General features: G+C 72.6%; 20 protein-coding genes. 10 read left to right on the top strand and 10 right to left on the bottom strand.

Annotated features, from left to right (window positions below; all coding sequences use genetic code 11):
- Genes J2S42_RS01915 through J2S42_RS01905 form a run of 3 tightly spaced genes read right to left on the bottom strand, consistent with a single transcriptional unit; the run spans nucleotide 1 to nucleotide 4,416 of the window.
- Nucleotides 1-1,155: a type III PLP-dependent enzyme domain-containing protein gene (locus J2S42_RS01915; RefSeq protein ID WP_307234567.1), complete on the bottom strand. Its 1,155-nt coding sequence runs from the start codon at nucleotides 1,153-1,155 to the stop codon at nucleotides 1-3.
- A complete protein-coding gene (locus tag J2S42_RS01910) occupies nucleotides 1,145-2,791 on the bottom strand; it encodes an IucA/IucC family protein (RefSeq protein ID WP_307234565.1) in 1,647 nt (548 codons plus the stop codon). The genes J2S42_RS01915 and J2S42_RS01910 overlap by 11 nt, the downstream gene beginning before the upstream one ends.
- Entirely contained in the window at nucleotides 2,788-4,416 is a 1,629-nt protein-coding gene (locus J2S42_RS01905; protein ID WP_307234563.1) for an IucA/IucC family protein, read from the bottom strand. The genes J2S42_RS01910 and J2S42_RS01905 overlap by 4 nt, the downstream gene beginning before the upstream one ends.
- A 423-nt stretch (nucleotides 4,417-4,839) precedes the next feature.
- Here J2S42_RS01905 and J2S42_RS01900 point away from each other — a divergent pair, with 423 nt between their 5' ends.
- Nucleotides 4,840-5,799 (top strand): SDR family oxidoreductase, encoded by a 960-nt coding sequence (locus J2S42_RS01900; protein ID WP_307234561.1) that lies wholly within the window; start codon nucleotides 4,840-4,842, stop codon nucleotides 5,797-5,799.
- Nucleotides 5,800-6,060: 261 nt separating this feature from the next.
- Here the strand turns inward: J2S42_RS01900 and J2S42_RS01895 are convergent, their stop codons facing one another.
- Nucleotides 6,061-6,843 (bottom strand): endonuclease/exonuclease/phosphatase family protein, encoded by a 783-nt coding sequence (locus J2S42_RS01895; protein WP_307234560.1) that lies wholly within the window; start codon nucleotides 6,841-6,843, stop codon nucleotides 6,061-6,063.
- 194 nt (nucleotides 6,844-7,037) lie between these two features.
- On the opposite strand from J2S42_RS01895, the gene J2S42_RS01890 reads away from it, so the two are divergent.
- The 4 genes from J2S42_RS01890 to J2S42_RS01875 are packed head-to-tail and all read left to right on the top strand — an operon-like array spanning nucleotide 7,038 to nucleotide 10,006.
- Nucleotides 7,038-7,778 carry a TSUP family transporter gene (locus J2S42_RS01890; RefSeq protein ID WP_307234558.1) on the top strand — a complete coding sequence of 247 codons (741 nt, stop codon included), beginning with the start codon at nucleotides 7,038-7,040 and terminating at the stop codon, nucleotides 7,776-7,778.
- Nucleotides 7,766-8,686, top strand: coding sequence for a nucleoside hydrolase (locus tag J2S42_RS01885; protein ID WP_307234556.1), 921 nt, complete (start codon nucleotides 7,766-7,768; stop codon nucleotides 8,684-8,686). The genes J2S42_RS01890 and J2S42_RS01885 overlap by 13 nt, the downstream gene beginning before the upstream one ends.
- Before the next feature lie 15 nt (nucleotides 8,687-8,701).
- Nucleotides 8,702-9,544 carry an SDR family NAD(P)-dependent oxidoreductase gene (locus J2S42_RS01880; RefSeq protein ID WP_307234554.1) on the top strand — a complete coding sequence of 281 codons (843 nt, stop codon included), beginning with the start codon at nucleotides 8,702-8,704 and terminating at the stop codon, nucleotides 9,542-9,544.
- A 27-nt stretch (nucleotides 9,545-9,571) separates the two neighbouring features.
- Nucleotides 9,572-10,006 carry a hypothetical protein gene (locus tag J2S42_RS01875; RefSeq protein ID WP_307234552.1) on the top strand — a complete coding sequence of 145 codons (435 nt, stop codon included), beginning with the start codon at nucleotides 9,572-9,574 and terminating at the stop codon, nucleotides 10,004-10,006.
- A 126-nt stretch (nucleotides 10,007-10,132) separates the two neighbouring features.
- Here the strand turns inward: J2S42_RS01875 and J2S42_RS01870 are convergent, their stop codons facing one another.
- The 5 genes from J2S42_RS01870 to J2S42_RS01850 are packed head-to-tail and all read right to left on the bottom strand — an operon-like array spanning nucleotide 10,133 to nucleotide 13,732.
- On the bottom strand, nucleotides 10,133-10,750 hold the full coding sequence (locus J2S42_RS01870; RefSeq protein ID WP_307234550.1) for a dihydrofolate reductase family protein: 618 nt from the start codon (nucleotides 10,748-10,750) through the stop codon (nucleotides 10,133-10,135).
- On the bottom strand, nucleotides 10,750-11,202 hold the full coding sequence (locus J2S42_RS01865) for an SRPBCC domain-containing protein (protein WP_307234548.1): 453 nt from the start codon (nucleotides 11,200-11,202) through the stop codon (nucleotides 10,750-10,752). Before J2S42_RS01865 ends, J2S42_RS01870 begins: the two co-directional genes overlap by 1 nt.
- Nucleotides 11,203-11,205: 3 nt before the next feature.
- Nucleotides 11,206-11,547, bottom strand: a complete 342-nt coding sequence (locus J2S42_RS01860) for an ArsR/SmtB family transcription factor (RefSeq protein ID WP_307234547.1) — start codon at nucleotides 11,545-11,547, stop codon at nucleotides 11,206-11,208.
- A 42-nt stretch (nucleotides 11,548-11,589) separates the two neighbouring features.
- Entirely contained in the window at nucleotides 11,590-12,957 is a 1,368-nt protein-coding gene (locus tag J2S42_RS01855) for an MFS transporter (RefSeq protein WP_307234545.1), read from the bottom strand.
- Nucleotides 12,958-12,973: 16 nt separating this feature from the next.
- Complete coding sequence (locus J2S42_RS01850; RefSeq protein WP_307234543.1) at nucleotides 12,974-13,732, bottom strand: glycerophosphodiester phosphodiesterase family protein; 759 nt, start codon at nucleotides 13,730-13,732, stop codon at nucleotides 12,974-12,976.
- A gap of 132 nt (nucleotides 13,733-13,864) precedes the next feature.
- On the opposite strand from J2S42_RS01850, the gene J2S42_RS01845 reads away from it, so the two are divergent.
- The 5 genes from J2S42_RS01845 (at nucleotide 13,865) to J2S42_RS01825 (ending at nucleotide 17,053) form a co-directional block, all read left to right on the top strand.
- On the top strand, nucleotides 13,865-15,310 hold the full coding sequence (locus tag J2S42_RS01845; RefSeq protein WP_307234541.1) for an Hsp70 family protein: 1,446 nt from the start codon (nucleotides 13,865-13,867) through the stop codon (nucleotides 15,308-15,310).
- 4 nt (nucleotides 15,311-15,314) lie between these two features.
- A complete protein-coding gene (locus J2S42_RS01840) occupies nucleotides 15,315-15,644 on the top strand; it encodes an LD-carboxypeptidase (protein ID WP_307234539.1) in 330 nt (109 codons plus the stop codon).
- Complete coding sequence (locus J2S42_RS01835; RefSeq protein ID WP_307234537.1) at nucleotides 15,641-15,772, top strand: hypothetical protein; 132 nt, start codon at nucleotides 15,641-15,643, stop codon at nucleotides 15,770-15,772. The genes J2S42_RS01840 and J2S42_RS01835 overlap by 4 nt, the downstream gene beginning before the upstream one ends.
- Nucleotides 15,773-15,809: 37 nt before the next feature.
- The gene (locus J2S42_RS01830) at nucleotides 15,810-16,631 is read left to right on the top strand and encodes an NAD-dependent epimerase/dehydratase family protein (protein WP_307234535.1); all 822 of its coding nucleotides are present in this window, start codon (nucleotides 15,810-15,812) and stop codon (nucleotides 16,629-16,631) included.
- 65 nt (nucleotides 16,632-16,696) lie between these two features.
- Nucleotides 16,697-17,053 (top strand): GntR family transcriptional regulator, encoded by a 357-nt coding sequence (locus J2S42_RS01825; protein ID WP_307234533.1) that lies wholly within the window; start codon nucleotides 16,697-16,699, stop codon nucleotides 17,051-17,053.
- Here J2S42_RS01825 and J2S42_RS01820 read toward each other — a convergent pair.
- Entirely contained in the window at nucleotides 17,050-18,537 is a 1,488-nt protein-coding gene (locus J2S42_RS01820) for an FAD-dependent oxidoreductase (RefSeq protein ID WP_307234531.1), read from the bottom strand. The genes J2S42_RS01825 and J2S42_RS01820 overlap by 4 nt on opposite strands.
- Nucleotides 18,538-18,651: the final 114 nt, after the last annotated feature.

Here is an 18,651-nt window from a genome sequence, read left to right as displayed (position 1 = left end):
TCAGACCACGATGATCTGCGGGTGCGGGTGCCGGAGGAAGTCGTGGTGGGAGATGTCCCAGCCGTAGGCGCCGGTGCGGGCGAAGAGCAGCACGTCGCCGACCCGCAGCCGGTCCACGTGCACGTCGCGGGCGAGCACGTCGCGCGGCGTGCACAGCTCGCCGACCGCGTCCACCGGCACGTCCGTGACCGTGGGCCGGGGGAAGTCCCACTGCCACGCGTCGTCGCGGGGCAGGACCGTGAACGGGTGGCTGTAACCCCACGCCGCGGGCAGCCGGAAGTGGTGGGTACCGCCGCGAAGGACCGCGAACCAGCGGCCGTGCGTCCGCTTCAGGTCGATCACCTCGGCCGCGTACCACCCGGCGTCCGCGGCCAGGAAACGACCGGGTTCGAAGACCAGATCCACGTCCCCGGGTACGGCGAGCGCCGCCAGCCCGGCGCGGAGCTCTCCGAGGTCGAGCGTCTCCGCACCGGTGTACGAGACGCCGAGCCCGCCGCCGACGTTGACGTAGCGCAGGTCCAGGCCGTACCGGGCCGCGGCCGCCACCGACCAGTCCACCGCGCCGGCGGCGAACGTGGCGTAGGCGCCGGCGTCCAGCGAGTTCGACACCGCGTGCAGGTGGAAGCCGCGCAGGTCGACCGCGCGCAGCGGCACCGCGAGCGCGTCGGCCAGCGTGGCCTCGTCGATCCCGAACGGTGTCGGCACGCCGGTCATTCGGTGGCTGCCGTCCGGCCCGGCCTCGGCCCGGTTGACCCGCAGCGCGGCCGTGGCCCGCACGCCGAGCCGGCCCGCGATCGCGTCCAGCCGGCGCAGCTCGAGGACGCTCTCCACGTGGATCAGCGCGCCCGCCCGTACCCCGGCATGCAGCTCTTGATCTGTTTTCGCGGGCCCGCCGAAGGCGATCCGCCGGGCACCGGCCGCGACCGCGAGCGCGAGTTCCCCGCCGGAGGCGACCTCGAGGCCGTCGGTGGCGGCCGCGAGCGCCGCGACCACGTCCGGGTGCCCGTTGGCCTTGACCGCGTAGAGCAGCGTCGCACCGGCCGGCAGCGCCGCACGCACCCGCGCCGCGGTCTCCGCCAGCACGGCCCGCGAGTAGACGTAGGCGCTGACCGGCCGCTCGGCGCCGTCCAGCGCGGCGTGCACGTCAGAACGCATGGAGCGGGTTCCGGACCGGGTGGTGGACGTCGCCCGCACCGGCCAGCCGCATGCGGACCAGCGCCTTGTGCGGCACCAGCGGCGCGGTCAGCGCCGCATGGTCCCCGGCCGCGGCCGGCACCGGGCGTGGCCCGCCGCGCAGCCCGTCGTAGACCTCGTCGACGACCGCGCGCACCCGCCGCCACGCCGCCGCCTCGTCCAGCGCGTGCGACCGGGTCAGCTGCACGATGATCTCGCCCAGGTGGGCCTGGAGCGCGGTGTAGCCGATCTTCGCCCGCATCGTCGCGTCGTCGTCCGTGGCGGTCACCGAGCCCGGCCACAGCGGCAGGTCGATGCCGGACGCCACCAGCCGCGGCCGGTGCAGCCGCAGCCCGGCGAAGTCGCGCAGCACCAGCCGGTACGGCCGCCCGTGCCGGAACGTGGGCAGGCAGTTCTGCAGGTGCGCCTCGAGCGCGATGCCGTGCCGGGCCGCGAGCCGCAGCGGCACCGGAAGCAGCAGCCGCGCGTAGTCCTCGACGAAGTCCAGGGCGCTGCCCGGGTACGCGTCGGCGAGCCCGGCCAGCACGGTCCGCCCGGTCGCCGGGTCGGTCGCGGCGAGCGCGCTGCCCGGCACCACGGTCTCGCCGTCGGCCAGCCGGTGGTCGATGCCGCGGCGCAGGATCGCGGCCAGGTCCCGCCCGGCCTCGAGGACGGCCGTGCCGGCGGTCTCGGCCAGCAGCAGCAGCCGGTGCCCGTCCGGGTCGTCGCCGGTCAGCGTGTGCAGCAGCGCGGACAGCACCGGCCCGTTCTGCGTGCTGGCCACCGAGATGCTGCGGCGGGTGGAGGTGACCTGGATGTCCAGCGACACCTTCAGGTAGTGCCGGGCGCCGTCCGGCCCGGGCGGCAGCAGCACGGTGCGCAGCGCCGCGGTGGGGGAGACCGGCAGCTCACCGTCGAGCGGCAGGAGCGCGCCGTCGTCGAGCAGGTGCGCGTACCGGTGCCGGACCACCGCGTCCCACTGCCAGGCGTGCACCGGCTGCACCGCGTACCCGTCCGGGGCCGGCGGGAGATCGGGGTGCTCCAGCCGCCCGGTGAGCAGGTCCCGGCGGACCGCCACGAACCGCAGCGTGGTGCCGGGGGTCTCCAGGTCGTGCGCGAGCAGGTCCGGCACGTCCCAGCCGAGCCGGGTGCGCCCGCACGGGTGCAGGTTGTGCCCGGTGATCGCCAGCCGTTCGTAGGCGAGCGCGGCCTCGTCGGCGTCCCGGACGTCCACGCGGACCGGCGGGCGGGCGAACGCCAGCGCCAGGTTCGCGGTCGCGTCGACGATCTCGGCGGCCAGCCCCCAGGCGGCCGGGTCGCCGCCGAGCAGCGCGACCGGGTCGTCCGGCACGTCGGCCGGATCCGGTTCGACCCGGTCGAAGCCGTGCCGGGTGCCGCGGCCGCCGTACCGGGTGCGCGCGTCGCCGATGTCCTCGCGGATCAGCGCGCCGAGCAGCCGGGTGCCGACCGTGCGCGCGGCCTCGGGTATCGCGTCGCGGAACGCGGGCAGCAGCCCGGGCGCGGCCCGGCCGAGCCCGGCCGTGGTGTGCGCGACCGCGTCCCGGAGCGTGACCGGGGCGAGTTCGCAGAGGTGGTGGCCGCGCTGGGCGGTGGTCATCGCAGTCCTGCCATCGGGTTGTCGAGGTGGGTCCACACGTCGTCGAGCGGGTCCGCGGCCAGGCGCATCGCGGTCGTCGCCTTCAGCGGCAGCGTCGCATCGAACAGCCCCGCGACGTCGCCGGTGCCGAGCCGCGCGTAGGTGTCCCGGGCGACCGCGGCGACCAGACCCCAGAGCAGATCAGGAGCCACGCCGTGGGTACGGGTGAGCACCGCGATCTGCTCGGCCAGCGCGCCGGAGACCGCGGCGGCGACGACCTTGGTGCGCAACGCGTCCGGGTCGTCGGTGCCGAGGTCGCCGTGCAGCTCCGGCACGCCGAGCGTGAAGCCGTTGCGGCGCAGCCGGGCCGGGCTGATCCGGATCCCGCCGAGGTCCCGGTAGAGCATCCGGTTCGGCACGCCGTCGGTCAGCGCGACCAGCGTGTTCTGCCCGTGCGCCTCGAGCGCGACGCCGCGGTGCAGCATGACCAGCAGCGGCGGGAGGACGGTGCGGGTCAGCGTGGCGAAGAAGGCCACCGGGTCGCCGCCGAAGCCGGCGTCGACCGCGTCCCTCTGCAGTGCCGGCTGCGCGAGCGCGGCCAGCGGCAGGACGACCTCGCCGGGCGCCTGCCGGGGTGCCTCCCGGGCCAGGTAGGCGAGGCTGCGGCTGGGTTCGCCGTCGACCAGGACCGCGCCGGCGAACGTCTCCCGCAGGATCGTCAGGCCGGGCAGGTCGGTGGCGAGCGTGTGCAGCAGCACGGAGACGACCGGGCCGTTGCGGACCGCGGCCGGGGAGACCGTGCGCACCGCGGAGGTCATCTGCACGTCGACCGCGGTCTTGACGTGCTGGCTGCGCCGGCCGACCGGGGCGAGCGTCCGCAGCGACATCAGTGGCCGGGCCGGCCGGGTGCGCCCGGTGGGCCGCAGCCCCGGGTGCCGGTCGAGCACGTGGTCGCGCTGCCACGGGTGGACCGTCAGGATCGGCGGGCCTTCGCCGTACCACCGGTCCTCGGGCACGCGGACCTCGGCCAGCTCGACGATCGTGCGGTGCTCCGGCGCGTAGGCCAGGACCTCCTCGGTCGACATGCCGGTCCGGGTGCGGCAGAGCGGGTGGATCGGATGCCCGTCCACCACCGACTGTTCGGCCGTGGCGAGGCCTTCCGGGTCGGCGGCGAGCTGTTTCAGGGTGGGGGTGGGGAACGCGTTCGCCCTGGCCAGAGCCAGGTTGGCGACGGAGTTGGCGAGTTCGGCGTGGAACCGGTCCGGCCAGCCGGCGAGCCGGGCGAGCCGCACCGGGTCGCCGATCGGCCCGCCCGGGCCGTCGATCACCGGGCCGGGCCGCGGTCCTGTCGCGGCTTCCCTTTCCGCCTCGGCTTGCCCATCGGCTTCCGCGAACGGGGCGGTGGCCGCGGCCGGGCCGGTGAGCGTGCCGCCGCCGGCCAGGGTCACGGTGAGCCGGCCGCCGGTGGTGGCGCGGTTGCCGAGCCCGGGGAGGGGTTCGCGGCCGATCGCGCCCCACAGCCGGGTCAGCACGGCCGCCCGCGCGCCCGGCAGGGCCGCGTCGTATCCGGCGACCAGATCCGGCCGCAGCCGCCCGAGATCCTCGCGCGTGCGTTCCGTGTCCGGCGTGTGCGCTGCCGTGGTCATCGCCGTGTGCCCCCTCTAGCCGTTCCGCTGGCCATTTTCGACCCGTCCGGGGTGTCCCGACCGCGCGCCCCCGCCCGAAGTCCCCCGTCCCACCCAAACCTAGCGTCCTAGGACGCGGTGCGCGGTGTGCGCCTGGCCACGTCGGAACGGAGCAGGCTTGCCGGGACGGACGGCAGCACCGAGGAGCTCGTCTCGGAACGTCAGGACGGTTCGACCGCCCGTCGGTACGCAACAGCGCCTCGGTCAACTCGAACAGCGCATCCGCCCGTGCAGTCTTCTCCGGGGTGGCACCCACCGGCAGGGGCCGGTAAAGTCGCCGCAGTTGGATCCGCAACGTTGATCTCAGTGGTGCGCGGAAGTCGCCCGGGCTGCATCACTACCGATCACGCGCAAGATCCCCGCCAGCTCTTGGAGGGTCTTGCCATGGACAGATCTCACTCGCCCCACAGCCGGCCGATCGCCGGGGACGTCAAACTCCTCACGGTCGTCGCGCCGAGCAAGGATGAGGGCTGCAGCCCCACGGGGCTTGTCGGACAACGCTTGGCACGGCAGTTGCTTGCCGCCGGGGACCCGGTGAGGGTGCTCGCAGAACCCGGGGAGTGCAGTGGCTGGCCGGCCGAGGTAGAGGTGGTGATCGGCTCCATCGGCCAGCCGTTGCCGTCTGCCGAGATCTTCGCCGGCGTCGATGCGGTATTCCTCGCCGGTGCGCATCCCTCGACCGTCGAGGCGTCATTGAGGTCGGCGGGTGAAGCCGGTGTCCAGCGGATCGTGCTGCTGTCGTCCCACGGACCCGAGTACGAGCAGTACAACCCGCCGGAGACCTGGCACTGGCTGGCCATCGAACGCGCTGTAGAGCGTTCCGGGCTCCGGTGGACTCATCTCCGGCCCTCCGCCGTGATGGGCTCCGTCAGGAGCGGCACGTATCCCGCGACCGGCTCCGACTGGCCGCAGTCCATCCGAACGGAGGGAGTCGTCCGGGAAGCGTTCCTCGACAGTGGGCACTACCCGTTCATCCATGAAGACGATCTCGCCGCTGTCGCTGCGGCGGCGATGCACACCGACCACTACTCCGGCACCGTCATCGAGGCGGTGGGACTGCCTTTGTCGACCCGGTCACGGGTGCGCAGCATCGCTGACGCCATCGGTTGCGACATTCAGGCTGTCACCGTGACGGCTGCTGAGAGCCGGGCAACGTGGCACCGTAACGGCTGGCCGGAAGGCGCCATCGAGGTAACGCTGTACGCGCTCCAGGAGTACGGTGCGCGCCTGACCGAACTCACCGAATGGACGGTCGCACAACGGCCCTCCGTCCGCGACATCATCGGCCGCTCGCCGCGTACCTACGACGAATGGGCCGCTGAGAACGCCGACCTATTTCTCTGATCAGAGCGCCTGCGTCACAAGATGGGGCGCAGGGCGTCCCTCCGTCTTCAGTCGTCACGGTGAACCGGTTTGGCCCTCCGCCCGACAGACTCTGACCTATCTTCCTAGGATGCTCTACGGGGTGTGCCTGTCGGCATTCCGAACCAAAAAGGACGGCGCAAAGCGCCGACGACACCAAGGGCTTTGCTTTCGGGTGCAGGTGAGCGCGCTCGTCCGTGTGGTGGCCGGGATGTGTGGGCGCCGGTGGCGTTGGTGCTGGGTCTACTGGCCGGGTGAGGCGAGGTGGACGACGAGCGGCCGGTGGTCGGAGACGGGTACCTCGGGGGTGTCGACGCTGATGACCTGGCCGAGTCCGCCGGTGTCGCGGGGGTCGAGCAGGACGTGGTCGAGCTGTAGTGACGGTGCGGGGCTGGGGAAGGTGGGGGTGCGGGCGAGGGTGCGCCAGCGGGTCATCCGGGTGGCGACGCCGGCGGGGAGGTTGAGGTCGCCGGTCAGCAGTCGTGGTCCGGGCATGCCGCGCAGGGCGCGGATGACGGCGCGGAGCTGGACGAGGTTCCAGCCGGGGACGAACGACAGGTGGGTGGTGGCGACGGTGAGGGTGCCGCCCCAGGGTGGTTCGACGACGGCGGCGAGCAGGACGCGGGGTTCGTCGCGGATGAGGATGGGTTTGGGGGTGAAGACGGGGGAGCGGACGGGTGCGGCGGGGAGCCGGACGATGCGCCATTGCCGGACCGGCCAGCGGGAGACGAGGCCGATGCCGTAGTTGGGTTCGTCGGCGCCGTCGTCGTCGTGGGTGAGGGGGCGGAAGCCCTCGCCGGGGGTGCCGACGACGGCGGCGGCGAAGCGGTGGTGGGTGGCGCCGAGGGCGTCGGCGGCGAGGACGGTGAGGTCGAGGTGGTGGCTGCGGGCTTGGGCGCGGTCGACTTCCTGGAGGCCGAGGATGTCGGCGTCGAGGGTTTTGATGGCGTCGGTGAGCCGGTCGGCGTCGACGGTCCCGTCGCGCAGGGAGCGGCCGTGCAGGATGTTGAAGGTGGCGAGGCGCACCCCTGTCACGGTAAGGGGTATGTGGTGCCGGGGCCTGCCGAGTGGGTGCGCGGGTCGCGGGTACGGTGGCGTCCGTGCTGGTTAAAGCCCTGTTCTGTATCGCGTTGGTGTTCGTCGCCGGTGCGGCTGCCGGTTGGTGGCTGCGGACGCGGCGGGGGCGGTAGGTGGATCCGGGTCAGATAGCGGTCCTGCTGGTGGCGGCCGCGGCTGCGGGCTGGGTCGATGCGGTGGTCGGTGGTGGCGGGTTGCTGCTGTTGCCGGCGTTGATGATCGCAGCGCCGGGGGTGCCGCTGGCGACGGCGTTGGGGACGAACAAGCTGGCGGCGATCGCGGGTACGGCGACGGCGGCGGTGACGTACGCGCGCCGGACGAAGATCGACTGGTGGGTGGCGGGTCCGGCGGCGGGTGCGGCGGTGGTGCTGTCCGGGGTGGGTGCGGTGCTGGCCGGTAGTGTGCCGGCGTCGGCGTACCGGCCGGTGGTGTTGGGTGTGCTGGCGGGTGTGGCGTTGTTCGTGACGTTCCGGCCGCGGATGGGTGTGACGTCGGAGCCGGAGAAGCGGACCCGGACGCGGGCGGCCGTGGTGGTGGCGGTCGCGGGTGGGCTGATCGCGTTCTACGACGGGATGATCGGTCCGGGTACGGGGACGTTTTTGGTGCTGGCGTTCACGACGGTGATCGGGGCGGATTTCGTGCATGCGTCGGCGATGGCGAAGATGGTGAACGCGGGCACGAACCTGGGTGCGCTGGTGGTGTTCGGTCTGGGTGGGCACGTCTTCTGGACGTTGGGTCTGGCGATGGCGGTGTGCAACATCGTGGGGGCGACGTTCGGTGCGCGGATGGCGTTGCGGCGCGGTTCGGGTTTCGTGCGGGTCGTGTTGCTGGTGGTGGTGCTGGCGTTGCTGGTGAAACTATCGTGGGACCAGTGGATGGCCTGAGACCGCTGTTGATCGACTGTGATCCGGGTGTCGACGACATGGTGGCGTTGTTGCTGGCGTGCGCGAGCCCGGAGGTGTCGCTGCTCGGGGTGAGCACGGTGGCGGGGAACGTGGGTGGTGCGCTGACCGCGCGGAACGCCTTGGATGTGCTGGCGCTGGCCGGCCGGGCGGATGTGCCGGTGGCGGTGGGCGCGGACCGGCCGCTGGTCGTGGCGGGTTTGCGGGGTCGTCGGGGTGCGCACGGTGACACGGGTCTGGGTGGGGCGCGGTTGCCGGTGTCGCCGGCCGAGCCGGTGGGTGTGCACGCGGTGCCGTTCCTGGCGGCGGCGATCGAGGCGTCGGAGCGTCCGGTGACGTTGGTGGCGCTGGGTCCGTTGACGAACGTGGCGTTGCTGTTCGCGCTGTACCCGGATGTGGCGGCCCGGCTGGGGCGGCTGGTGGTGATGGGTGGTGCGGCCGGTGCCGGCAACGTCACGCCGGTGGCGGAGTTCAACGTGTGGGCGGATCCGGAGGCGGCGTACCGGGTGTTGTCCGCGCCGGGACTGCCGCGGGTGGTGCCGACGACGATGGTGGGTCTGGACGTGACGTTGCGGACGTTGATCGGCCCGGCGGACGCAGCCGGGTTGCGGGCGGCCGGTGGTGCGGGGCCGGTGGTGGCGGATGCGATCGCGGGGTACGTGTCCGGTGTGCCGGCCGGTGGTGGGGTGCCGATGCATGACGCGGTGGCGGTGGCGGAGGCGGTGCGGCCCGGGATTCTGGAGTGCCGGCCGGCGCGGGTGGAGGTGGATCACGGGTTCGGTCCGGAGCGTGGGCGGACCCGGGTCGGGCCGGGTGGTGCGGGGGTGTCGGTGGCGGTCGGTGCGGATTTTCCGGCGGTGGTGCGGTTCGTCCTGGAGCGGATCGTCTGACATAGTCTGGTCCGCATGACGGGATCGTGGCGGGCAGCGGATATTCCGGATCTGAGCGGGAGGGTCGCGGTCGTCACGGGCACGTCCAGTGGTCTGGGTGCGGTGATCGCGGCGGAGCTGGCTGGGCGAGGCGCGCACGTGATTCACGGGGTGCGTGATCCGGCCGCGGTCCCGGGGGTGGATGCGCGCCGGCTGGATCTGGCGGACCTGGACGTGGTGGCGGGTTTCGCGGGGTCGGTGGACGGTTTCGACGTGCTGGTGAACAACGCCGGGGTGATGTGGCCGCCGCTGCGGCGTACCCGGCAGGGTTTCGAATGGCAGTTCGGGGTGAACCACCTGGGGCATTTCGCGTTGACGGCGTTGCTGTGGCCGCGGCGGCGGCCCGGGGCGCGGGTGGTGACGATGTCGTCGATCCTGCACCGGACCGGTCGTCTGGATCTGGCTGATCCGAATTATCTGCACCGGCGGTATTCGCCGGAGGGTGCGTACGCGCAGTCGAAGTACGCGAACGTGGTGTTCGGTCTGGAGTTGCATCGGCGGGGCGGGATGAGCGTGGTCGCGCACCCGGGTTATGCGCGGTCGCGTCTGCAGACGTCAGGCCCGACGGGGGTACGGGCGGCGGTGGGCCGGGTGATGAATCCGGTGTTCGGTCAGCCGGCGTCGGTGGGTGCGTTGCCGGCGTTGTTCGCGGCGACGGCGCCGGAGGCGGTGTCCGGTTCGTTCGTCGGTCCGTCGTTTTTGCAGCTGTGGGGTGGTCCGGTGGTGGTCGCGCCGGTGTCCGGGGCGCGGGATGCGGCGTTGGGGGAGCGGTTGTGGGCGGTGTCGGAGGAGCTGACCGGGATCCCGTTCGCCGTGTGATTTTCACCTTCCGGCAAGATCGTTGTTGTGACTGACGACGCGACCGACGCGGTCCGCGCGCATCTGCGCCGCGTGCTGCTGCACAACAGGGATCTCAAACAGCGCCGGCTGGACCGGATCGAGGCGGAGGAGGCCGCCGGTCACCGGATCGTGACGGGCGGGCGGGCGCACGGGGCGCAGTGGAGCCTGCAGGACTGGCGGACGGGCGAGACGATCGCGTCCGGTCAGCAGGGCATCGACGAGTTCGACGAGGTCCGGGAGCGGCTGGACCCGGATGATCTGTGGTTGCACGTGGATGAGATCTCGTTCGATCCGGAGCCGTACCGGCCGATTCCGGCGGACGGGTTGCCGGGGGATCTGGGGATCGTGTTGCAGCAGTGGGTGTCGGGGACGGGGACGAGTTCGGCGGCGCTGGCGGCGTTCATCGGGTGGACCGAGGAGCAGGTGGAGGAGGCTCGGTAGCCGGGCGGCGCCGCTGCCGAGGTCAGGTGGTGCGGTGGGCCGCTTGCGTCTGTGGAAGCCTGCTGATGCCACGCCGAGGGGCCGGAGCCCGGCCTCTCGGCGTGTCCCGGGAGCCGGGAGGCGTGTCTACCGCCGCCGCACCGCGTACCTGAGATGCGTCGCCCGTGCCGACGGCGATTCCGCACTGATCTGCTCCAGTTCGGCCCGTGTCTGGTCAACCCCGTCGAACAGCCGGGCTCCGTCCCCGAACATCATCGGCGACAGCGCGATCGAGAATTCGTCGATCAGCCCGGCGTTGAGGTACTGCCGGATCGTCTCTGCGCCCCCGGCGATGCGCACGTCCCGGTCTTCGGCGGCCGCGCGGGCTGCTTCCAGTGCCGCCTCGATGCCGTCGTTGACGAAGTGGAAGACGGTGCCGCCGGGCCGTTCCCACGGGTCCCGTTTCTCGTGCGTGATGACGTACACCGGGGTGTGGAACGGTGCTTCCTCGGGCCATGCCGCCGCCCCGGCGTCGAACATGCGTTTGCCCATGATGCTCGCCCCGGTGCGGTCGAACGTCTCCCGGAGGATGTCGTTGTCCCGCTGTTCCTCGCCGCCGCCGCCGAGTTTCAGGTTTTCCCGGAAGAACCGCTGTGGGAACACCCACGACTGTAGTTGCACCCATCGTCGTCCCATGAGTTCGTCCGGTGAGTGCGGTGCGATGACGCCGTCGAGTGACATGGAGACGCTGAAGAACACGGCCATCAGTGGCCTGTCCCGGTCACGTACGCGGCGAGGTTGCCGAGGGTCTGCTGTCCGCCTTCGATCGCGTGGTACTTCTCCGCGGCCTCGTCCCGTTGTTCCTTGGTCGGGAACACGGTGCGCATCTGGACGCGGGTTCCCGTACCGTCGGGGGTGAACGTCAGCGTGGTTTCGAAGGCGTTCGGGTCGCCGGCTGTCTCGCCGTGCAGGAGCGTGATGCGTTCGGGTGCGGCGATCTCTGTCCAGGTGATCCATTCGGGGTAGTCGGTGCCGTCCGGGCCGTGCATGACGAAGGTCCATTCGCCGCCGGCCGTGAACGCGAAGGTGTGGGTCGTGGTGGTGAAGCCGTCCGGGCCCCACCAGCGGGACAGGTGCCGGACGTCGGTGAACGCCTCGAAGACGAGTTCGCGTGGTGCGTCGATGAGTCGGGTGACGAGGATTTCGCGGTCGGTCATCGGTCAGGTCTCCTGCCGTGTCTGCTTCAGGTCCTGCACGTAGGTGTCGAGCCGGTCGAAGCTGCCGCTCCAGAACTGCGCGAAACCGCCGGTCCATTCGTGGATCGGTTGCAGCCCGCGGGCGTCGAGGGTGTAGAGCCGCTGTTTGCCCGCTTCGCGGACCTGGACGAGGCCGACCTCGCGCAGCACCCGGAGGTGTTTGGATGCCTGGGGCGCGCTCATGCCGAGTGCGCGGGCGAGGTCGGTGGCCGGGCGTTCGCCGGTGCGCAGCAGCGTGAGGATGTCGCGCCGCTGCGGCTCGGCGATCGCGTTGAACGCGTCCGAGGTCGTCGCTGCTCGTGCCATGCACCGCAGCTTATTTTCCGATATGGGAAAACGTCAAGGACCTCAGAGCAGCTTCGGGGGTACGTTGCCGGCCGCGACGATCGCGCGGCGCACCGGGACGAACAGCAGCAGCGCGAACCCGGCGACGAAGAAGACCAGCAGGCTGATCAGGCCGATCCGGTAGCTGCTGGTGAGCTGGAAGACCAGGCCGAACAGCAGCGGGCCGAGCCAGGACGTGCCCTTGTCGCTGATCTCGTAGAAGCCGTAGTACTCGCCCTCCTTGCCGGCCGGGATCATCTGCGAGAACAGCGACCGCGACAGCGCCTGGCTGCCGCCCATGACCAGGCCGATGGCCGCGCCGAGCAGCATGAACGGCACCGGGGCCCCGGCCGGCAGCCAGAACGCGCCGAGGATGACGAGCGTCCACAGCACCAGGCTGGCCAGCACGGTCTTCCACGCGCCGATCGCGGCGGCGACCCGGCCGAGCAGCAGCGCGCCGCCGAACGCGAGGAACTGCACGATCAGGATCGTGATGATCAGGGTGGACTGGCCGAGGCGCAGCTCCTCGGTGCCGTACTGGCTGGCGAGGCTGATCACGGTCTGGATGCCGTCGTTGTAGATCAGGAACGCGGCCAGGAAGAACAGCGTCAGCGGGTACGTGCGCATCTGCCGGATCGTGTGGCCGAGCTGCACGAACCCGTCGAGCAGGAGGTTGCGGCCGCGTGCCTCGACCGCCTCGGCGGACGGGCGTTCCGTGAGCCAGAACAGCGGGACGAGCGTGAACAGCGCCCACCAGACTCCGGCCGAGACGATGCACCAGCGGGCGATGTCCAGCGTCGAGCGAGGGTCGTCCGGGTTCTCGAACATGGTCAGCGCGACCAGGTTCAGCGCCAGCAGCAGGCCGCCGCCGAGATAGCCGAGCGCCCAGCCGCGGCTGGAGATCCGGTCGCGTTCGTCCGGGCCGCCGAGCTGCGGCAGGAACGAGTTGTAGACGACCACCGACGCGCCGAGCGCGACGTTGCCGATCACGAACAGGGCGCCGCCGAGCAGGTAGCGGTCGCCGGTCACGAACGCCATCGCGATCGTCGCGCCCGCACCGAGGAACGCGGTCGCGGCCAGCATGACCTTCTTGTGCCGGGACCGGTCCGCGATCGCGCCGGTGACCGGCAGCACGAACACGGTCAGCAGCACCGACAGCGACACCAGGTACGGGTAGAACGAGCCGGGCGCGATCGTGATCCCGAGCGGGGAGACGGTCGCGTCGCAGGAGTCCGCGCCGAGCTCGCAGCCGGCCGCGACCTTCGTGACGCTGGTCAGGAACGGGCCGAGGAACACGGTGATGACCGTGGTCGAGAACGCCGACATCGCCCAGTCGTAGAAGTACCAGCCGGTGCGTTCCCGTCCGGTGGCCGGCACGGCAGCAGCAGTCATGAGTGGTCCAGATGTGTCAGGCGGGCCAGACGCCGCGCTGGGTGTAGACGTCCCGTAGGACGTCGAGACGGTCGGTCATGATGCCGTCCACGCCCAGGTCGAGCAGCGCGTGCATCTGTGCGGGATCATCGATGGTCCACACGTGCACCTGCAAGCCCTGCGCGTGCGCGGCCCGCACGAACCGGGCGTCGACCACCGGCAGCCGCCCGTACCGGGGCGGGACCTGCGCCGCCACCACCGACGCCGGCAGCCGCAGCCGCCGGCCGGCCAGCGACGCCACGCGCAGCTTCGCGACCGCGCGCATCCCCATCGACGTGGCGATCCGCGGTGCGAGCGCGCGGATGCGGGTCAGGCGCGCGTCGGAGAAACTGGCCAGCAGCACCCGGTCCTGCGCGACCACCGACTCGATCACCCGGACGGTGGGTTCCTCGCCGCCGTCGGCCTTCACGTCGATGTTGAACCGCACGTGCGGCCACGCGTCCAGGACCTCGTCCAGCCGGGGTACGGCCGCCGCGCCCGCGACGCGCACGGTGGCCAGGTCGGCCCAGGTGAGTTCCGCGACCCGCTCGGGGCGGCCGGTGAGCCGCCGCAGGTCCGGGTCGTGGAAGATCACCGGGATGCCGTCCGCGGTGGTGTGCACGTCGGTCTCCACGTACCGGTAGCCGAGCTGCACCGCCCGCGCGAACGACTCCGCCGTGTTCTCCGGGCCGTCCGCGGCGCCGCCACGGTGAGCGAACGCGATCGGGGCCGGCGTGTCCAGGTACGGGTGATCCACCCGCGCAGTATGCCCGGTGGGCGCCGTCGCGCAGGCGTCCGGACGGTGAACAGATTTTGCGTCGGGAAGCCGACCGTCACGGCGCGCTGTCCCCGCGTGCCCTCATGATCGCCGGTGCTTTAGGGTGTCCCGATGCGCGTCCTGGCGATCGATTTCGGCACCTCCAACACCGTGGCCGTGGTGCGGGCGAACAACGGCCCGGCACGCGCGCTGGTCTTCGACTCCTCGCCGCTGCTGCCGTCCTGCGTCTACCTCGACCCCAGCGGCCAGATCCGCACCGGCCGGGACGCGGAACGGTCGGCGCTGCACGACCCGTCCCGGTTCGAGCCGAACCCGAAGCGCCGCATCGACGACGGCGCGGTCCTGCTCGGCGGCGGTGAGGTCCCGGTCGCGCAGCTGATCGCGGCCGTGCTGCGCCGCGTCGGTGAGGAGGCCGCCCGGCACCTCGGCGGCGCACCGGACGAGCTGCGGATGACCCACCCGGCGCAGTGGGGCGAACGCCGCCGCGCCGCGCTGTTCGAGGCCGCGCGGCTGGCCGGGCTGCCGCAGCCGCGGCTGATCGCCGAACCGGTCGCGGCCGCGTCCTACTACACCGCGGTCCTCGGCGCGCACCTCGCGCCCGGCCGCGCACTGGCCATCTACGACCTCGGCGGCGGCACGTTCGACGCGGCCGTGGTCCGGCACGCCGGCCCGGCCGGGTTCGAGGTCCTCGCCCAGCGCGGCCTGCACGACCTCGGTGGTCTCGACTTCGACCAGTTGCTCGTCGACCATCTCGGCCGCGCGTACGGGGCCGGCACGAACCCGCTCTGGCAGGGCCTGATCGCCCCGCGCGACGCGGCGCAGCGCCGGCAGCGGACGCTGCTCTACGACGACGTGCGCGGCGCGAAGGAGTCACTGTCGCGGGCCAACAGCGCGGACGTGCACGTGCCGTCGATGGACATCTCCGCGCACGTCACCCGCGAGGAGTTCGACGGGCTGCTGCGCCCGCACCTCGGCCGGACCGTCGACACGCTGCTGGAGACGGTCGCCGCCGCCCGGCTCGCCCCGACCCACCTGGCCGGGGTGTTCCTGGTCGGCGGGTCGTCACGGATCCCGCTGGTCGCGAGCCTGCTGCACAACCGGCTCGGTGTCGCACCCACCACGCTGGAGCAGCCGGAGACCGTCGTCGCCGAGGGCGCCGCCTACCACGGCGGGCCGGCACCGACCCCGGCGCAGCGGCCCGCGCCGGTGTCCGTGCCGCCGTACCAGCCGGTCAGCACGTCCGGCGGGCCGGCCTACCCGACGTCCGGGCCGCCGCAGATGCAGCCGCCCCCGCCGGTCATGCACCAGGCCCCGCCGATGCACCAGCAGCCGGTCATGCACCCGCCGATGGTCGCCAAGGGCCCGGTCGCACCACCGCGCCCGCCGGTGATGACCGGCGTACCGAAACGCGTCTGGTACAAGGACCCGCGCTGGATCTGGGCGATCGCCCTGATCAACATCATCTGGATCCTGTGCTGCGTGTGCCTGTACCTGATCCCGGAGTCCGACACCGACGGCGGGCCCGGCTCCACCCCGACGCCGTACACGACATACTGACCCGATGCGGATCTCACCGGGCGCGCGGGTGGCGGTGCTGTCCCCGTCGTTCGCGGCGCTCGGCGCGTTCCCGCACGTCCACGAGCGGGGCATGCGGGTGCTGCCCGACCGGCTCGGCCTGGTCCCGGTCGAGCACCCGACGACCCGGCAGGTCGGCGCGTCCGCCGCGGCCCGGGCCGCGGACCTGACCGCCGCGTGGACCGGCCCGTCGATCGCGGCGATCATGGCGACGATCGGCGGGAACGACCAGATCACCGTGCTGCCGCACCTGGACCCGGCCGTGTTCAGGTCGGTGCCGCCGAAGCCGTTCGCCGGGTGTCGCCGGGTTCAGTGACAACACCAATCCGCGGCGGCGACCTGGACATCACCCCGGTGGGCACGTTCCCGGCCGGGCCCGCACCCGCGCTGCCGGCCCCGGAGTGGACGTGGCACCGGCCGGACCGGGTCGTCACCGGCTTCTGACCGTTTCCCGGCCACCGGAACTGGAATGATGGAACCCATGCGGGTGGTGGTCACGGGGGCGGCGGGCCTGGTCGGCACGGCGGCGGCGGAGGCACTGGACAAGGCCGGCTGGTCGGTGCGCGGCACCGACCGCAGCCCCGGCCGGTGGGTCGACGTCGCCGGGGACCTGCGCGACCCGCAGGTCCGCGCGGACGCGGTCCGTGACACCGACGCGCTCGTGCACGTCGCCGCGCTGCACGCACCGCACGTCGGCACGGTGCCCGACGCCGAGTTCTGGGCCGTCAACGTCGACGCGACCGCGGCGCTGCTCGGCGAGGCCGCCCGCGCCGGCGTGCGCCGTCTCGTCTACATCAGCTCCACCAGCGTCTACGGGCACGCGCTGGTCGCGCAGGGCACGGCCGTCTGGGTCGACGAGGAACTCACCCCGAAACCCCGCGACGTGTACGACGACACCAAACTCGCCGCGGAACGCCTCATCGCGTCCGGGCCGATCCCGGCGATCGCGCTGCGGATCGCCCGCTGCTTCCCGGAACGGCCGCACGTGCTCGCCGGTCACCTGCTGCACCGCGCGGTCGGCGTCGACGACGTCGCCGAGGCGGTCGTCCTCGCCGCCGGGCAGACCGCGATCACCGGCGTCTACAACATCGCCGGCGCGTACCCGTTCACGCCCGGCGACTGCCGCGACCTGTTCCGCGATGCCCCGACGCTGATCACCCAGCGGGTGCCGCGGGTCGCGGCCGCGTTCCGTGAACGCGGCTGGCGCCTGCCGGCCAGCATCGACCGGGTCTACGACTCCCGCGCGGCCGCACGCGCCCTCGGCTACCGGCCTCGCTTCACCGCCCTGGACTTCCTCAGCTGAACCGGGAAGTGGCGCCGGTCGAACGCCCACGTGAGGTAGGCCGGCGAGGCCGCTTACAGTGGTGCGTGCGGATTGTGATCGAGGACGGCGCGGACGTGCCGCCGTATGCGCAGATCAGGGACCAGGTCGCGGCGCTCGCCCGGAACGGGGAGCTGGCCGCCGGCACGCGGCTGCCGGCGGTACGTGCGCTGGCGGAGCAGCTCGGGCTGGCGGTGAACACGGTCGCTCGCGCGTACCGGGAACTGGAGACGGCCGGTCTGGTCGAGACGCGCGGGCGGCACGGGACCGTGATCACGGCCCGTGCCGCCGGGGCGTCCGCCGAGGCGTTGCGGCTCGCCGGGCAGTACGCGACCGCGACGCGCACGCTCGGCGTACCCCCGGGGCAGGCTCTTGATCTGGTGAGGGCGGCGCTGGGACTCTAGACGGTCGCCGGCCCGGCACCGCTCGGCCCGTGGCTGTGGGCCGGTGCGCCGAACCAGCGGGTGAGGGCATCGGTGAGGCCGTCGCCGTGCTCCCAGGCGACGTAGCCGTCCGGGCGGATCAGCATGCTGGTCCCGCCGGCGCCGGTGACGACGCCGACCCGGCCGGACCACGCGGTGGCGGCCGCGGCATACCGGCCGTCCGGGGTCGTGTCGATCAGCAGCGGGCGGGCGGTGACGGTGAACACCGACAGCGGCCGGCCATCGACGGTCAGGTCCGGGGCCCAGCGGGTGGTGTGCGGGTGGACCACGTCGGCGCCGGAGATCAGCGCGGCGATCCGGGCCAGCGCGGGCGGATCCTGGAGCAGTTCACCGACGAGCGTCCGCAGCGCGGTGACCTCCGGTCCGGCACCGACCAGGACGCCCTGGGCGGTGGTCTGCATGGTGACGCGGGCACCGGCCGGGCGGCGCTCGGACTCGTAGGTGTCGAGCAGGCCGTCCGGTGCCCAGCCGTGGACCTCGGCGGCGAGCTTCCAGGACAGGTTCACCGCGTCCTGCAGGCCCAGGTTCAGGCCGTTGCCGCCGATCGGGGAGTGCACGTGCGCGGCGTCGCCGACCAGGAAGATCCGCCCGGCACGGTAGCGGTCGGCCAGCCGGGTGTTGCCGCCGGTCAGCCGCCGCAACGGGGTGACCTCCGGGAACGGGGCCGGCACACCGACCACGCGGGCGAACGCGGCCCGGAACTCCTCCGATGTCAGCGGCAGCTCGCCAGGATCGGCGCCGGGCTCGGACACGTTCACCATCACCCGGCCGTCCGGGAACGGCGCGAACGACACCATGCCGCGCTCCAGGCGAGTGTGCAGGAACGGCCGGAACTCACCGAACCCGGGGACGCGCAGCGCGTGCGTGTCCGGGTCGAGCGCGTCCGCGGCCAGCCGGACGTGCGCGGAGCGGCTGACCGTCCGGTCGTGGGTGATGCCGGGGAAACCGATCCCGGCCAGTTTCCGGACCGTGCTCCGGCCGCCGTCCGCGCCGATCAGCCAGGAGCAGCGGTGGGCCGTACCGTCGTCGGTCGTGATCGTGACGCCGTCGGCGTCCTGGGACAGGCCGGTCACCGCGCGGCCGCGGACGATCCGCGTGCCGAGTTCGGTGGCGCGTGCGGCCAGTACCTGCTCGACGCGGCGCTGCGGGACCAGGACGGTGTAGACCGGGTTGTCCGGCAGCAGGTGGAACGGCATCGGGTAGGCCGCGAACATGAAGTGGTCGGCCGGGCGCGGCGGAGTGTCCTCACCGGTCAGCCGGGACAGCAGGCCACGGCGGTCGAGCAGCCGCACGATCTGGCCGACCATGCCGTTCGCGCGCTGCTCCGTTCGTGGCTCGGGATCGCGCTCCAGGACCAGCGGGCGGACACCGGCGAGTGCGAGTTCGGCGGCGGCCATCAGGCCGTTCGGCCCGGCGCCGACGACGATGACATCATAAGATTTCATGACAAAACCCCTCCGAGGGTACGTGTGACAGCCCGGCGCGCGGTCGCGTGCGGGTTCGTGCGATGTGCCGTGCCACCGGGATGCTTGCGGCAGACGGGTTGCCTGCCACAGCCG

Source organism: Catenuloplanes indicus, assembly GCF_030813715.1.
GTDB classification, from domain to species: domain Bacteria; phylum Actinomycetota; class Actinomycetes; order Mycobacteriales; family Micromonosporaceae; genus Catenuloplanes; species Catenuloplanes indicus.
Note: the sequence above shows the minus strand (reverse complement) of the source record. Positions and strands in the feature narration are given on the sequence as shown.

What these genes read in the sequence shown, in the direction of transcription:
- J2S42_RS01915 (WP_307234567.1), bottom strand. Translation starts at nt 1,155, where the DNA reads ATGCGTTCTGACGTGCACGCCGCGCTGGACGGCGCCGAGCGGCCGGTC.
- J2S42_RS01900 (WP_307234561.1), top strand. Translation starts at nt 4,840, where the DNA reads ATGGACAGATCTCACTCGCCCCACAGCCGGCCGATCGCCGGGGACGTC.
- J2S42_RS01870 (WP_307234550.1), bottom strand. Translation starts at nt 10,750, where the DNA reads ATGGCCGTGTTCTTCAGCGTCTCCATGTCACTCGACGGCGTCATCGCA.
- J2S42_RS01860 (WP_307234547.1), bottom strand. Translation starts at nt 11,547, where the DNA reads ATGGCACGAGCAGCGACGACCTCGGACGCGTTCAACGCGATCGCCGAG.
- J2S42_RS01905 (WP_307234563.1), bottom strand. Translation starts at nt 4,416, where the DNA reads ATGACCACGGCAGCGCACACGCCGGACACGGAACGCACGCGCGAGGAT.
- J2S42_RS01845 (WP_307234541.1), top strand. Translation starts at nt 13,865, where the DNA reads ATGCGCGTCCTGGCGATCGATTTCGGCACCTCCAACACCGTGGCCGTG.
- J2S42_RS01865 (WP_307234548.1), bottom strand. Translation starts at nt 11,202, where the DNA reads ATGACCGACCGCGAAATCCTCGTCACCCGACTCATCGACGCACCACGC.
- J2S42_RS01830 (WP_307234535.1), top strand. Translation starts at nt 15,810, where the DNA reads ATGCGGGTGGTGGTCACGGGGGCGGCGGGCCTGGTCGGCACGGCGGCG.
- J2S42_RS01820 (WP_307234531.1), bottom strand. Translation starts at nt 18,537, where the DNA reads ATGAAATCTTATGATGTCATCGTCGTCGGCGCCGGGCCGAACGGCCTG.
- J2S42_RS01910 (WP_307234565.1), bottom strand. Translation starts at nt 2,791, where the DNA reads ATGACCACCGCCCAGCGCGGCCACCACCTCTGCGAACTCGCCCCGGTC.
- J2S42_RS01855 (WP_307234545.1), bottom strand. Translation starts at nt 12,957, where the DNA reads ATGACTGCTGCTGCCGTGCCGGCCACCGGACGGGAACGCACCGGCTGG.
- J2S42_RS01880 (WP_307234554.1), top strand. Translation starts at nt 8,702, where the DNA reads ATGACGGGATCGTGGCGGGCAGCGGATATTCCGGATCTGAGCGGGAGG.
- J2S42_RS01840 (WP_307234539.1), top strand. Translation starts at nt 15,315, where the DNA reads ATGCGGATCTCACCGGGCGCGCGGGTGGCGGTGCTGTCCCCGTCGTTC.